The organism is Leifsonia sp. KNZ13-11D, from assembly GCF_056754895.1.
This window is the reverse complement of the sequence record NZ_JBPGWU010000001.1, coordinates 3,274,354-3,286,647: the sequence shown is the minus strand read 5'-3', so window position 1 is coordinate 3,286,647 and position 12,294 is coordinate 3,274,354. Positions and strand designations below refer to the sequence as shown.

Here is a 12,294-nt window from a genome sequence, read left to right as displayed (position 1 = left end):
GAGGTCTTGGACACCCGAGGGGCACCGGAGGGATGCTCGGTTCGGCTCAACGAAAGGAACCACTCCATGACTCTCACAGGCACACGCGTCGTCATCATCGGCGGCACCTCCGGAATCGGCCTGGCGACCGCCCGCGCCGCGGTCGACGCAGGCGCGGAGGTCGTCATCGCCTCCAGCCGGCAGTCGAGCATCGACGCGGCCCTCGGCGAACTCTCCGCGGCCACGACCGGCCACGCGCTGGACGTGCTCGACGCCGCAGCGGTCCGGGCGTTCTTCGAGAAGATCGGCGACTTCGACCACCTGGCATACACCGCCGGCGAGTCGCTCAGCCTGCTGCCGGTCGACGGGCTCGACATCGACCGGGCTCGCAGCTTCTTCCAGGTGCGCTTCTTCGGCGCGCTGAACGCGGTGAGCGCGGCCGCGCAGCACATCCGTCCGGGCGGATCGATCACCCTCACCTCGGGGGCGGCCCGCACGCGGCCCGGCGCCGGCTGGTCGGTCGCGTCGAGTGTGTGCGGTGCCACCACGAGCCTCGCCGGAGCCCTCGCCGTGGAGCTCGCGCCCGTCCGCGTGAACGTCGTCGAGCCGGGTGTCATCCGCAGCCCGCTCTGGAGCGGGATGAGCGAAGAGGATCAGCAGGCGATGTACCAGCAGCAAGCGTCGGTGCTCCCCGCCGGCCGGGTCGGCGAAGTCGACGACGTCGCACAGGCGTTCCTGTACGCGATGACGCAGTCGTTCATGACCGGCACGTCCATCCCCGTGGACGGCGGAGCGCTGCTGGTCTGACCTTGACCTCGAAACGCCCGGCGACCTATCCGCCCCGGATCCCGTCGAGCACGATGCGCAACGCTCGGCGGAGTTGCGCATCATCCCGATAGATCCCCCCGGTGACGGCGAAGATCACCCGCATCACGTCGTCGGCGTCGAGGTCGGAGCGCACCTCGCCTGCCTCGCGCGCCCGATCGACGAGCGGATCGGCGATCCGATAGATGGCCTCGCGGGTCGGGAGGTAGACCGCGGAGCTCTCTGTCAGCACCGTGACCAGGGGGTGCTTGGTCCGCATGAAGTCGACGAACTTCTCGAGCCACGTCTGCAAGGCCGTCCACGGGTCGGGCTCGTCGATCGCCTCTCCGAAGCGGACCAGCTCATCGACGGTCGCCAGATAGACAGCCTCCATGAGAGCCGTCCTGGTGGGGAAATTGCGATAGAGCGTCGCCACCCCGACGCCGGCGCGGCGGGCGATCTCTTCCATGCCGGCCCCGGCGCCCAGCTCGGCGTACGCCTGGACGGCGGCTTCCAGGACCGCGTCGAAGTTGCGTCGAGCGTCGGCCCGCTGGGGTCGTCGTTCCTCGAGCAGTGCTGAAAGGCTCACCAGGCTCCGTCCAAATGTGATAGACAGTCTATCGGATAACTGAGAGACCCGCTCTCGGTTCGATATGCCCACTCTACCGGGGCAGACGGGAGCACCATGACATCCTCGACCCCATCCACCGTGACCATCGGTGGCGACCTCACCGTGGGCCGGCTCGGCTTCGGAGCGATGCAGCTGACCGGCAAGCAGGTGTGGGGCGAGTACCCCGACCGCGATGGGGCCATCGCGCTCCTTCGCGCGGTGGTCGACGCAGGAGTCACCTTCATCGACACGGCGGACGTCTACGGCCCCCACTCGAACGAGATCCTCATCCGGGAGGCGCTTCACCCGTACCCGAAGGGGGTGGTCATCGCCACCAAAGGCGGGTTCGTGCGCGGTGGCTACGAATACTCGACGCTCGATGCTGTCGGAAACCCCAACTACCTCCGCCAGTCGGCACACCTGAGCGCGCGACGGCTGGGCGTCGACAGCATCGACCTCTACTACCTGCACAGTGGGCGGGCGACGGACGTGCCGTTCGAGGATCAGGTGGCCACGCTCGCCGCCCTCCAAGAGGAGGGCGTCATCCGGCACATCGGCCTGTCGAACGTCACGCTCGAGCAGTTCGAACTCGCTCAGACCATCGCCCCGATCGCCGCAGCCACCGCTCTCTACAACACTGGTAATCGCCTCGGCGCCGACCTGTTGCGCGCCTCGGGCAGGGCGGGCGCCGTGTTCTCCCCGTGGCACCCGATGGCGCTCCACGACGGCGGCGACCCCGAGCGCATCACCGCAGCGCTGGAGCCGATCGCGCAGAACCACGATGCGACAGTGCGTCAGATCGCCCTGGCCTGGCAGCTGCACCGCGCCCCACACACGCTGCCGATTCCCGGCACCACCAGCATCGACCACCTCGCGAGCAACCTCGCGGCTGCGGCCATCCGGCTCACCGATGACGAGGTGGCCGCGATCACCGCGCTCGTCCCCGAAGACTGAGTGTCCGGTGCCGGCGGTCCGGACACCGAGCGCGGTTCGGCCGCCGGCAGCCGGTGTTCGCGATGCGAGCATCCCCCGCGGCGATCCCGGAAACTTCGTGCACTAACGACTCTGGCGTCCTATCGTCTTACGTGGGAGACAACGCGAGCCGATAGGACTGGGGGGCCGCCCCCGCGGTCGTGATCGAGCCGACGGTCGTGGAATCCTCCCGACCGCTCGACGCTCCCGAGGAAGTGAGGTCGACGTGCCCCATCCGCCGCTGCTGAGCAGGACGCGCGATACCGACGGGTCGACGGTGAGCGAGTGGGCGGCGCGGCTCGACTCCGCGCGGAACGAGGAGGAGACCCGCCGTGCGCTCGAGGGTCTGCTGGCTGCCACGCCGAGCCGCGGTCAGACGGCGCATCCGTTTCGGCGACTGCTGCCCTGGGGCGAGACGCCGGTGCGCACTGAGGAGGTGCCACCGGCGGTGTCGCACGCGCTGCGACGGATGCAGACGCCGGCCTACGTGCAGGGCCGGTTGCTGGACGTCCTCGAGTCGAATCGCCAGGCGCAGGCACTCACCGCCTACTTCCACCCGGGCACGAACCTCGCGCTCTCCATCTTCCTGAGTGAGGGCATCCAGCAGCTCGGCGGGGACTGGGAGGCGGTCACGGAGTCGATGACGCGGTACCTGCTGTACCGGGCCGAGCGCGAGCCGGACGACCGCAACCTGCAGGCCGTCGTCGGGGAGCTGGCGGTCCGAAGCGCCCGTTTCCGGATGCTGTGGGCGGAACAGGCGCCGGCGCCGCAACGGTCCAGTGTCGGGGAGTGGCGGCACCCTATCGTCGGCCAGCTCCGTCTCACCCGCGAGAAGACGCAGATCGACGGAATGGACGGGATGATGCTCGTCGTCTACCGAGCGGAGCCCGGCACCCTGTCCGACGTCGCCCTGGATCTGCTCAGGACCCTGCCTCCCTCCGGCGCGATCACCGGTCCGTGAGTGGCGGTGATCGCCTCAGCTCTTCGTGCTCGCACCCTCGCGCAGGAGCAGCCGGAGCAGGCTGGGCTTCTCTTCGAACGTCCCGACGGCGCAGATCTTCCGCACGAACTCGTCGGAGTCGAGTTGCCTGCGCATCGCGTCCGCGAGGTCCGCCCGCGACGTGAACGACGCGTTCAGGTAGTCCTCCGCGGTTCGGTACTCCGTCACGGCCGGGGTCTCGAACAGCCCGCTCGGCCGCGTGATGGTCCACTCCGTGTCGGTCGCCCGGACCAGCGCTTCCATCCGCGCCATGTCGGTGTACACCGTCCGGCCGAAGTACCGCACGAGCGGCCCGGCGACCTTGTCGACCAGGAGGCCGCCGTGGGGGCCCAGGTGCGGCTCGACCAGACTCGCGCTCACGCAGACCAGCCGCCGCACTCCGTGGCGTCCCATCGCCGAGAGGATGTTGGCGGCGCCCTCCGAGTAGACCGTGACGGGCCGGCGGCTGTACGGGACCCCGAGGCTGGAGAGCACGGCATCGTGTCCGGCGACAGCCGCCTCCACGGCCTCGACGTCATAGACGTCGGCGGCGACGACCCGCAGCGCGCCGCCGAGGCGGGGGAACGCGTCCGGCCGTCGGGTCACGGCCGTGACGGCGTGTCCCGCTCGCAGGGACTGGCTCACGAGCAGGCGACCGGTCGGCCCGTTCGCCCCGAAAACGACGATCCTCATTGCGGCGGCCTTTCCGGTAGGCTTCAGAAAACCAATTATATGAGGACGATATCATATGGATCTCGTAATAAATAACCCCGGGGAACGCCGTCGATCGGATGTGCTGCGCAGCGCGGTCCGGGATGTGCGCGTCCAGCTCTCCGTGCTCAACCATCACGTGGCTGCGCGCGCAGGGGTGAAGGACGTGGACTTCGACTGCCTCGACCTCATCTCGATCCACGGTCCGCTGAGCCCGGGGGCTCTCGCGAAGCTCGCCGAACTCCACCCCGCCACGTTGACGGGCATCCTCGACCGCCTGGAGAGCGGTGGGTGGATCGCGCGCGAACGGGATGCTCACGATCGGCGCGCAGTGCTCGTCCGGGTCCTCCCCGATCGGAACGCCGAAGTCCTCGCGCTCTACGCAGGGATGAATGCGCGCTTCGATGAGATCTGCGCCGGACTCTCAGCCGGTGCGCTCGAGCTGATCGCCGGCTTCCTCGAGAAGGTGCGTGACGCGGGAGCGGCCGCAGCAGCCGACCTGCGGGGCGGCGGCGGGGAGTGAGCCTGTCGTCGTCAGGCTGCTGCTTCAGGGCCGGGGGCGTATGACTGGAGCATGACGAACACTGCTGCCACCACCGACGGCTGGACGGGCGCTTGGGCCGGCGACCCGGGCGAACTGGTATACGGGCTCGACCTGTCGCGGTTCGCGGACGGCGACGGCGACGGCTTCGGCGACTTCGCCGGGGCGATCGAGCACCTCGATTACGTCGCCTCGCTCGGGGTGACGTGGATCTGGCTGCTTCCCTTCTATCCGAGCGGCCGCCGAGACAACGGCTACGACGTCGACGACCATCTCGCGGTCGACCCGCGGTTCGGCGACCTCGACAGTCTGCGCGACTTCCTCGACGCGGCCCACGAGCGGGGGATGCGCGTCCTCATCGACGCCGTGCTGCACCACACCTCCGACCGTCACGCCTGGTTCCGTGCGGCGGTCGACGCGCCGGACTCCGCCGCCGGCCGGTTCTTCATCTGGAGCGAGGACGACTCGGTCGAGCCCGGCGACCATCCCATGTTCCCGGGGGAGGAGGACGCCGTGTGGGCGTACGAGCCCAGGGCCGGCCGGTACTACCACCACCAGTTCTACGAGTTCCAGCCGGACCTCAACGCCACGGATCCGGACGTGTTCGAGGAGATCGTCCGGGTGCTGGGCTACTGGCTCGAGGTCGGGGTCGACGGCTTCCGCATCGACGCGGCCCTCCTGATCGTGCAGGGCAAAGGCCGGCCGGACACCGACGTGGACGACGGCTCGTTCTTCGACCACCTGCGGGCGCGCCTCCGCGAGGTGAAGCAGGATGTGGCGCTGATCGCCGAGGCGGACGAGTCGCCGGAGCTGATGGCGGCGCTCGTCGAGCGGGGCCGGTTCGAGGCGGTCATCGACTTCACCCTGAACAACTCCCTCATCCTCGCGCTCACCCGCGGCAGGGCGCAGCCGCTGGTGGACGCTCTCCGGCGGCTGGATGACACCATCCCGCCCGATGCGCGGCTCAACTTCGTTCACAACGCCGACGAGCTCGACCTGCAGCAGCTGACCGACGAGGAGCGGAAAGAGGCCTTCGAGCACTTCGCGCCTGAGCCGTCCATGCTGATCTACGGGCGCGGCATCCGGCGCGGCTGGGCGCCGATGATGCAACCGGCGCAGCGGGTGCGCATGACCCTGAGCCTGCTGTACGCGCTCCCGGGCGTCCCGCTGCTGCTCGCCGGGCAGGAGCTGGGCGTCGGCGACGACCTGAGCATCGAGGGGCGCGGCGCCGCCCGGACGACGATGCAGTGGGACGACTCCCGGTGGGGCGGTTTCACGAGCGCGGCGGAGTCGCCGCTCACCTTGCCGGCGCAGGTGGACGGACCGTACGGGTTCCGGAAGGTGAACGTCCGGGCGCAGGAGGACGACCCCGCGTCACTGCTCACGCTGGTGCGGAGGATCGCGCAGCTCCGCCGCGAGAAGGGCGCGGGCGCAGCGGGATGGACGGCGCACGACGTCGGCGCCCCGTCCGTGCTCGCCCTGCGGCGGGACGGGCTCCTCACCCTGCACAACCTGTCCGGCCGGCGCGTCGACCTCGACCTCGACCTCGGCGACGGCGTGGAGGCTCCGCTCGCGGAGCACTGGGACGGCCGCACGCTCGGCCCGTACGGGTTCGCCTGGCTGTCGGTGTGAGTGCGTCCCCGCCGCGTGACGGCGACCGGCGTCACACCGCGATCCGGCCTCCGTCGACGGGCAGAACGGCTCCGTGCACGTTACCGGCGAGCGGGGACGCGAGGAAGACGATCGCTTCGGCGACGTCGTCGGCCGCGCCGGGGCGGCCTGCCGGGGTCGTCGACGCGAGCCGGTCCAGTCCGTCGCCCATCGCCGCGGTCCCCTCGGTGCGCGTCGGTCCCGGGCTCACGGCGTTGACGCGGACGCCCTGCGGCCCGAACTCGGCTGCCCAGGCCTTGGTCAGCAGCTGGAGTGCCGCCTTGCTCGATCCGTAGAGGGCCATCCCGGACATCCCGAAGTTGGCGACCATGGTCGTGACGTTGACGATCGCCCCTCGGCCGGCCGCCGCCATTGCCGGCGCGAGCGCTGCGACCAGGAGGAAGGGCGCCTTGATGTTCACCGCGGTGACCGCGTCGATGTCCTCGTCCGTCGTGTCTGCGGTCGGGCCGAACGGGAAGATGCCGGCGTTGTTGACCAGGATGTCCACCCGGCCCCCGCCGATGGCGAGGGCGTTCTCGGCGAGCCGCCGCACGCTCGCGGGGTCGGTCAGGTCGGCGGCCACGAAGTCGGCGGTCCCACCGGCCCGGCGGATCCCGTCCACCGTCGCCCGTCCCCGCTCGGCGTCGCGTCCGCTGACGATGACATGGGCGCCCGCGGCTGCCATCTTCACGGCGGTCGCGCGCCCGATGCCGCTCGTCGATCCGGTGATCAGGGCGGTCGTTCCGCCGAGGTCTGTCGTCATTGTGGTGATCCCTTCGAATGGAGTGATTTCTCCAATCGTGTCCTCGATGGAATGGAGTAGCAACTACAAAACAGGTAGACTCCGGGCATGATCACCAGACCGAGCGCGCGCACATTCACGCCCAAGGGGCTGGCTACCCGCCAGCGGATCATCGAGGCGGCCTCCCGGCTGATCCTGGAGAACGGACTGGAGGCCGCGACTCTCGAGGAGATCCAGGCGGCGGCCGGCGTGAGCGCCTCGCAGCTCTATCACTACTTCGAGGACAAGGGCGAGCTCCTGCGGGCAGTGATCGACCATCAGACGGACTCGGTCCTCGGCACGCATCGGGTGATCCTGGAGCGGCTGGACAGTTTCGAGGCGCTCGAGGAGTGGCGCGACATGGTGGTGAGCATGCTGGAGGCGCAGAACTGCGTCGGCGGGTGCCCCCTGGGCTCCCTCGCAAGCGGTCTGGCGGAGTCGGACGCGCGCGCCCGGAGCGCGCTGGCCGAGTCCTTCGGACGCTGGCAGGAGCTGCTGCGCGAGGGCCTGGAGGCGATGCGGCAGCAGGGCGAGCTGCGCGACGATGTCGATGTGACGGAGCTCGCGACCAGCGTGCTCGCGGCCGTGCAGGGCGGGCTGCTGCTGAGCCAGACGCGCCGCGACTCGACGTCGGTCCGTGTTGCACTCGACGCGTCCATCTCCTACCTGCGGATGCTCCGGCCGGAGAAACCTTCGCGTCACGGGTCTGTGACGGCCGCCCGCGTCGACGACTGATGGGCAGCCCGTTCCGCGTGAAGCGCCTCCCCGGCCGGTGGAGCTTCGTCGATGCCGCCGGGCGGGCGTTCGTCAGCGCCGGGGTGGCCCACGCCGAGGTGACCAATCTGCAGTACCCGCACAATCTGGCGATCTTCCGCGAGCGGTACGGCAGTGTGGAGCGGTGGCTGCAGGAGGGCGTGGTCGCCGACCTGACCGCATGGAACTTCACCACCGTGAGCGCGACCGAGGAGTACGTGAGCGGCAGCGGCCTCGGCACCGGCGGCGCCGCGATCGACATCGGCCATTCCCCCGGGTGGCCGGCGGAGCACTATCTGGCGACCGGGATGCCGTACTGCGTGCCCGTCCGGGCTCTCGAGATCGAGTCGTGGAACGGGCATCCGTACTACCGCGACGTGCGCTCGGCCGACTTCGCGGCGTGGTGCGACTACCTGGCCCGCAGCATCTGCCTCCCGCACGCCGACAGCGACCGCCTCGTGGGGTACGTCCTCACCGACGGGCCGTCCTGGGTCCGCCACCCGACAGGGGCCGCCTTCCCCGGCGCGGACGACGAAGGGGAGCTGGAGGCGGTGGCCGAGGCGTACTACTCGACCCTCGTCGGGGCGATCCGCCGGTACGATCCCGAGCACCTCGTCCTGGGCGACCGGTTCGGCACGACCGCAGGGCTTCCGGACCCGGTTCTGCGCGCCGCGGCACGTCATGTCGACGCGATCTCGGTGCAGACGTTCCCCGGGCGCGACGAGGAACTGCTGGAGCGTGCCCTCGACCGGCTCGACGCCGTCCACGCCCTCACCGGTCTGCCGGTGCTGATCGTCGACACCGGCAACTGGGCTCCCACGGCCATGAGCCCGGAGCGCGTCTCCGGCATCGCCGACCAGCGGGAGCGCGGCGTCTTCTACGAGAAGACCGTGAGGGCGTTCATGGCACGGCCCTGGTGCCTGGGCTGGCACTGGTGCGGCTACGTCGAGAACCCCGCGCGCGGCTACGGCCTGAAGGATCCATGGGACGAGCCGTACAGCGAGCTCACCGATCGCGTCAGCCGGGTCAACGCGGAACTGCTCGTGCAGTACGGGCACGGCGAGCCCGTCTGAGCCGTCACGCCGCACTGCGCGGGCGCGTCGGCGCCGCCGCGAAGGCGCGCACGGACTCCCGCCACGGCTGCTGGGCCCTCCAGCCGAGCTCGGCGGCGATGCGCTCCGACGACGCCGTGATGTGCCGCACGTCGCCGAGCCGGAAGTCCCCCGTCACCACCGGGTCGGGTCCGCCCATCGCCTGGGCGATCTCCGACGCGAACTCGCCGATCGTGCGGACGGTCCCGCTGCCGACGTTGTAGGTGCGCACGTCGCCCTCCGGCCGTCCGTCCAGCGATTCGGTCGCGCGGATGTTCGCTCGGGCGACATCGCGCACATCGACGAAGTCCCTGCGCTGGCGCCCGTCCTCGAACACCAGCGGAGGGAGGCCCTCCTCCAGCCGCGACCGGAACAACGAGGCGACGCCCGCGTACGGAGTGCCGATCGGCATACGGGCGCCGAACACGTTGTGATAGCGCAGCGCGACGACCCGGCCGCCGGTCGAGCGGGCCCAGGATCGGGCGAGCTGCTCCTGCGCGAGCTTGCTGATCGCATAGACGTTGCGCGGTTCGGTCGGGTCGTCCTCGCGGATCAGCAGGGGCCGAAGCGGGCGTCCGTCACGGTCGAGCGGGTCGAAGCGGCCGGCCCGCAGATCCTGCACCGCTCGCGCGGGCGGCTGGACCATGCCGTCCCCGTCGCGGTAGAGGCCCTCGCCGTAGACGACCATCGAGGATGCCAGCACCAGCCGCGTCGTCTCCGCCGCGGCCATCGCGGCGAGGAGCCGCGCGGTGACGGTCACATTGGAGTCGGCGTAGTCCGGGGCGTCGCCGAAGTCCACGCCCAGCCCGACCTTCGCCGCTTGGTGGCACACGGCGTCGGCCGAGCGGAGCAGCGCCTCGGGGACGGCGCCGGCGTCGCCCACCAGCAGGTCGACGTCGCCGCGCAGCGCTGCGAACCAGGCCGGCACATCCCTGCTCGTGTGCACGTCCCGCCGCAGGGAGTCGACGGCCGTCACCCGCCAGCCGCGGCCGAGCGCGGCCTCCACCACGTGCGACCCGATGAAGCCGAGCCCTCCGGTGACGAGCAGGTGCGTCACCGGGGGTCTCCCGTCGTGACCGGGGCCGAGAGCACGCGCTGCACCGCATCGGCCGGGATGAGCGTGCGCGGCCGGTAGCCGGCGGGAACGGCGGCGACGGTGGCCGCGATCGCCGCCCGGATGCGCGGGCCGGCCTGGGCCATCCGCTCCAGCACGACCGCCGCGTCGGCGGCGTCGGCGGTGTCGCCGGCGGCGGTCCCCGCATCGGTGTCCGTGACGAAGGAGAGCGTGACCAGCCCCATGCCGAGCTCGGCGGCGAGCACGGCCTCCGGGTACTGGGTCATGTTGACGGTGTCGGCTCCCGCCGCGCGGAACCAGGCGGACTCGGCCCGGGTCGAGAAGCGCGGTCCCTGGATGACGACCGTCGTCCCCTCGGGCACGGCGTCCTCGCCCAGCCCGGCCAGGGCCGCGACGGCGGCGGCCCCCAGCACCGGGTCGAACGGCTCCGCCGCGGCCAGGTGCTGGACGTCGTCCCCGTCGAAGAACGTGTCGGGGCGACCGCTGGTGCGGTCGATGAGCTGGTCGGGCACCACGAAGCGGCCGGGGCGGGCACGCTCCGAGAGGCCGCCGACGGCGGACGAGGTCACCACCGCGCGGACGCCCAGCGCGGCGAGCGCCCAGATGTTCGCGCGGTACGGGATGCGGTGCGGCGCGAGTGCGTGGTCTTCGCCGTGCCGCGCCAGGAACGCCACGCGACGTCCCGAGGCCTCCCCGATGCGGATCGGACCCGACGGCGGCCCGTAGGGCGTATCGAGAGCGACGCTCTCCACCTCTGCGCCGTCGTCGAACAGCCGGTACAGGCCCGACCCTCCGATCACGGCGATCTCTGCTCCGGTCATGCTGTCTCCTGTCGGACGGGCGCCGTCGGCGCGGGGGCGTCGGGGCGAGGCCGGGCCGCTCGGCGCCGCCAGCGCGTGACCGTCGCCGTCGCGACGACCAGAGCGGCTGCGGCCACCACGAGCGAACCGGTCGGGTGAGCGGGGACGAGCGTCTTCACCGTCAGCGCGATCGGGACCGCCAGCCACTCCCAGCGCCTGCTGAGCGCGATGAAGGGGATGAGCACGAGCGCGTACCAGGGGTAGCTCGGACTCGTGATCAGCAGCACCGCTCCCACCGATACCACCTGGGCGTGCCAGGGCGCGCGGGGGTCTGCGGTGCGCCAGGCGAGCACGAGCGCGGTCAGGATGAGCACCGCAGCGGCGGCGGTCGCCCAGAGCCCCGGGAGGAACGGGGACAGCAGCGCGAACCGCGAGCCGGTGTCGTACCCCTCCTCATCCAGGTAGCCGGGCAGGTAGCCGATGACCGCCCATCCGGTCGCCGCGACATACGGGACGTAGGTCACCGCGAAGGCGGCAGCGGCGGCCAGCGCCGTGGTCGCCGGCCGCCGCCGGGCGAGCGCCGGGGCGGCGATCGCCGGGACGAACTTCGCCGCGGCGGCCAGTCCGGCGAGGACACCGACCAGCACGGCTCGCCTCCTGCTTGCGGGGCCGCCCAAGCGGCCGTCCAGGCGGGCGGCGACAGCCGGCGTCGCCGCGAAGGTCGCGGCCACGATGAAGAGCACGCCGAGCGCGTCGACGTGGGAGTTCGTCACGGCCTGAGTCGCCACGAACGGCGACCACCCCCAGATCGCCGCCCAGCGAGGGTCGAGCCCGCGGGCGCGCATCCCCACCACGAGGAGCACCGTCGTGCCCAGGCTGAGCAGCAGTCCGCTCACCTGGAGCGGCGCGTAACCGGCGTCGGCCGGGACGAACGCCCGCACGGCGGCGAAGTACGCTTCGGCCACGGGCGGGTAGATCGTGGGCACGTGCGGCCGGTTGAGCGCGGTGCAGAGCACGTCGCCGCCCGGGACGGCCGTCGTCCGCTGGATACGACGGCCCTCGCAGTGCTGCGAACCGTCCGCATCCGTCACCGGCGCCGGGAACAGCCACGGCACCCGGTACCGGTCGAGCGCGTGGTCGGCGGGAACGTACGCGTAAGGGGAGAGCCCCGCATCCTGCACGATGCCGTCCCAGGCGTAGCGCGCGGAATCCGTGCTCAGATTCGGCGGTCCGGCCAGCGCAGCGCACCCGAGTGCCGCGGACCCGGCGAGCACCAGCACGATCGCCGCGCGCCCGCGCACGCGCAGCAGCACGAGGAACGCCGCGCCGGCGATCAGCCACGCGATCGCGGCGGCGATCCCGAGGGCGAGTGCGGCGCCGGGCACGAATCCGCCGATTCCCGCCGTGGTGACGGCCGTGACGGCGGTCAGCGCGGCGAGCAGCACGGAGACGATGGCGATCCTCACGTCGTCGAGTGTGACCGGTCGTGGCGTCCCGCGGGCCCGGATGGGCCGTCCCGTTCGGGGATCGTAAGATTTGCCGCACGTG

The 12,294-nt window shown here is 71.3% G+C and carries 13 protein-coding genes; 7 read left to right on the top strand and 6 right to left on the bottom strand.

The window, feature by feature from the left end; all coding sequences use genetic code 11:
- The first annotated feature begins 66 nt into the window (after positions 1–66).
- Complete coding sequence (locus tag ACR9Y5_RS16115; RefSeq protein ID WP_481298895.1) at positions 67–786, top strand: SDR family oxidoreductase; 720 nt, start codon at positions 67–69, stop codon at positions 784–786.
- 25 nt (positions 787–811) lie between these two features.
- Here the strand turns inward: ACR9Y5_RS16115 and ACR9Y5_RS16110 are convergent, their stop codons facing one another.
- Complete coding sequence (locus ACR9Y5_RS16110; RefSeq protein WP_481298894.1) at positions 812–1,372, bottom strand: TetR/AcrR family transcriptional regulator; 561 nt, start codon at positions 1,370–1,372, stop codon at positions 812–814.
- A gap of 96 nt (positions 1,373–1,468) precedes the next feature.
- On the opposite strand from ACR9Y5_RS16110, the gene ACR9Y5_RS16105 reads away from it, so the two are divergent.
- Positions 1,469–2,347 (top strand): aldo/keto reductase, encoded by an 879-nt coding sequence (locus tag ACR9Y5_RS16105; RefSeq protein WP_481298893.1) that lies wholly within the window; start codon positions 1,469–1,471, stop codon positions 2,345–2,347.
- A 244-nt stretch (positions 2,348–2,591) separates the two neighbouring features.
- Positions 2,592–3,326 (top strand): MmyB family transcriptional regulator, encoded by a 735-nt coding sequence (locus tag ACR9Y5_RS16100; RefSeq protein WP_481298892.1) that lies wholly within the window; start codon positions 2,592–2,594, stop codon positions 3,324–3,326.
- Positions 3,327–3,341: 15 nt separating this feature from the next.
- Here the strand turns inward: ACR9Y5_RS16100 and ACR9Y5_RS16095 are convergent, their stop codons facing one another.
- Positions 3,342–4,037, bottom strand: a complete 696-nt coding sequence (locus ACR9Y5_RS16095; protein ID WP_481298891.1) for an NAD(P)-dependent oxidoreductase — start codon at positions 4,035–4,037, stop codon at positions 3,342–3,344.
- Between the two features lie 100 nt (positions 4,038–4,137).
- On the opposite strand from ACR9Y5_RS16095, the gene ACR9Y5_RS16090 reads away from it, so the two are divergent.
- Together ACR9Y5_RS16090 and ACR9Y5_RS16085 are read left to right on the top strand one after the other, a co-directional pair.
- The gene (locus ACR9Y5_RS16090; protein ID WP_481298890.1) at positions 4,138–4,578 is read left to right on the top strand and encodes a MarR family winged helix-turn-helix transcriptional regulator; all 441 of its coding nucleotides are present in this window, start codon (positions 4,138–4,140) and stop codon (positions 4,576–4,578) included.
- A 51-nt stretch (positions 4,579–4,629) separates the two neighbouring features.
- The gene (locus tag ACR9Y5_RS16085; RefSeq protein ID WP_481298889.1) at positions 4,630–6,228 is read left to right on the top strand and encodes an alpha-amylase family glycosyl hydrolase; all 1,599 of its coding nucleotides are present in this window, start codon (positions 4,630–4,632) and stop codon (positions 6,226–6,228) included.
- Positions 6,229–6,259: 31 nt separating this feature from the next.
- Here the strand turns inward: ACR9Y5_RS16085 and ACR9Y5_RS16080 are convergent, their stop codons facing one another.
- Positions 6,260–7,009: an SDR family NAD(P)-dependent oxidoreductase gene (locus ACR9Y5_RS16080; RefSeq protein ID WP_481298888.1), complete on the bottom strand. Its 750-nt coding sequence runs from the start codon at positions 7,007–7,009 to the stop codon at positions 6,260–6,262.
- A gap of 87 nt (positions 7,010–7,096) precedes the next feature.
- On the opposite strand from ACR9Y5_RS16080, the gene ACR9Y5_RS16075 reads away from it, so the two are divergent.
- Positions 7,097–7,762: a TetR/AcrR family transcriptional regulator gene (locus tag ACR9Y5_RS16075; RefSeq protein ID WP_481298887.1), complete on the top strand. Its 666-nt coding sequence runs from the start codon at positions 7,097–7,099 to the stop codon at positions 7,760–7,762.
- Complete coding sequence (locus tag ACR9Y5_RS16070; RefSeq protein WP_481298886.1) at positions 7,762–8,853, top strand: agarase; 1,092 nt, start codon at positions 7,762–7,764, stop codon at positions 8,851–8,853. Before ACR9Y5_RS16075 ends, ACR9Y5_RS16070 begins: the two co-directional genes overlap by 1 nt.
- A gap of 4 nt (positions 8,854–8,857) precedes the next feature.
- Here ACR9Y5_RS16070 and ACR9Y5_RS16065 read toward each other — a convergent pair whose 3' ends face one another.
- From ACR9Y5_RS16065 to ACR9Y5_RS16055, 3 genes are read right to left on the bottom strand one after another with little or no spacing between them, the layout of a single operon-like run.
- Complete coding sequence (locus tag ACR9Y5_RS16065) at positions 8,858–9,928, bottom strand: NAD-dependent epimerase/dehydratase family protein (protein WP_481298885.1); 1,071 nt, start codon at positions 9,926–9,928, stop codon at positions 8,858–8,860.
- The gene (locus ACR9Y5_RS16060) at positions 9,925–10,767 is read right to left on the bottom strand and encodes an MTAP family purine nucleoside phosphorylase (RefSeq protein WP_481298884.1); all 843 of its coding nucleotides are present in this window, start codon (positions 10,765–10,767) and stop codon (positions 9,925–9,927) included. The genes ACR9Y5_RS16065 and ACR9Y5_RS16060 overlap by 4 nt, the downstream gene beginning before the upstream one ends.
- Entirely contained in the window at positions 10,764–12,212 is a 1,449-nt protein-coding gene (locus tag ACR9Y5_RS16055) for a glycosyltransferase 87 family protein (protein WP_481298883.1), read from the bottom strand. The genes ACR9Y5_RS16060 and ACR9Y5_RS16055 overlap by 4 nt, the downstream gene beginning before the upstream one ends.
- Between the last annotated feature and the right edge of the window lie 82 nt (positions 12,213–12,294).

Excerpts from the sequence above, each read along its gene's own strand:
- ACR9Y5_RS16115 (WP_481298895.1), top strand. The coding sequence starts at position 67 with ATGACTCTCACAGGCACACGCGTCGTCATCATCGGCGGCACCTCCGGA.
- ACR9Y5_RS16105 (WP_481298893.1), top strand. The coding sequence starts at position 1,469 with ATGACATCCTCGACCCCATCCACCGTGACCATCGGTGGCGACCTCACC.
- ACR9Y5_RS16095 (WP_481298891.1), bottom strand. The coding sequence starts at position 4,037 with ATGAGGATCGTCGTTTTCGGGGCGAACGGGCCGACCGGTCGCCTGCTC.
- ACR9Y5_RS16085 (WP_481298889.1), top strand. The coding sequence starts at position 4,630 with ATGACGAACACTGCTGCCACCACCGACGGCTGGACGGGCGCTTGGGCC.
- ACR9Y5_RS16080 (WP_481298888.1), bottom strand. The coding sequence starts at position 7,009 with ATGACGACAGACCTCGGCGGAACGACCGCCCTGATCACCGGATCGACG.
- ACR9Y5_RS16075 (WP_481298887.1), top strand. The coding sequence starts at position 7,097 with ATGATCACCAGACCGAGCGCGCGCACATTCACGCCCAAGGGGCTGGCT.
- ACR9Y5_RS16070 (WP_481298886.1), top strand. The coding sequence starts at position 7,762 with ATGGGCAGCCCGTTCCGCGTGAAGCGCCTCCCCGGCCGGTGGAGCTTC.
- ACR9Y5_RS16060 (WP_481298884.1), bottom strand. The coding sequence starts at position 10,767 with ATGACCGGAGCAGAGATCGCCGTGATCGGAGGGTCGGGCCTGTACCGG.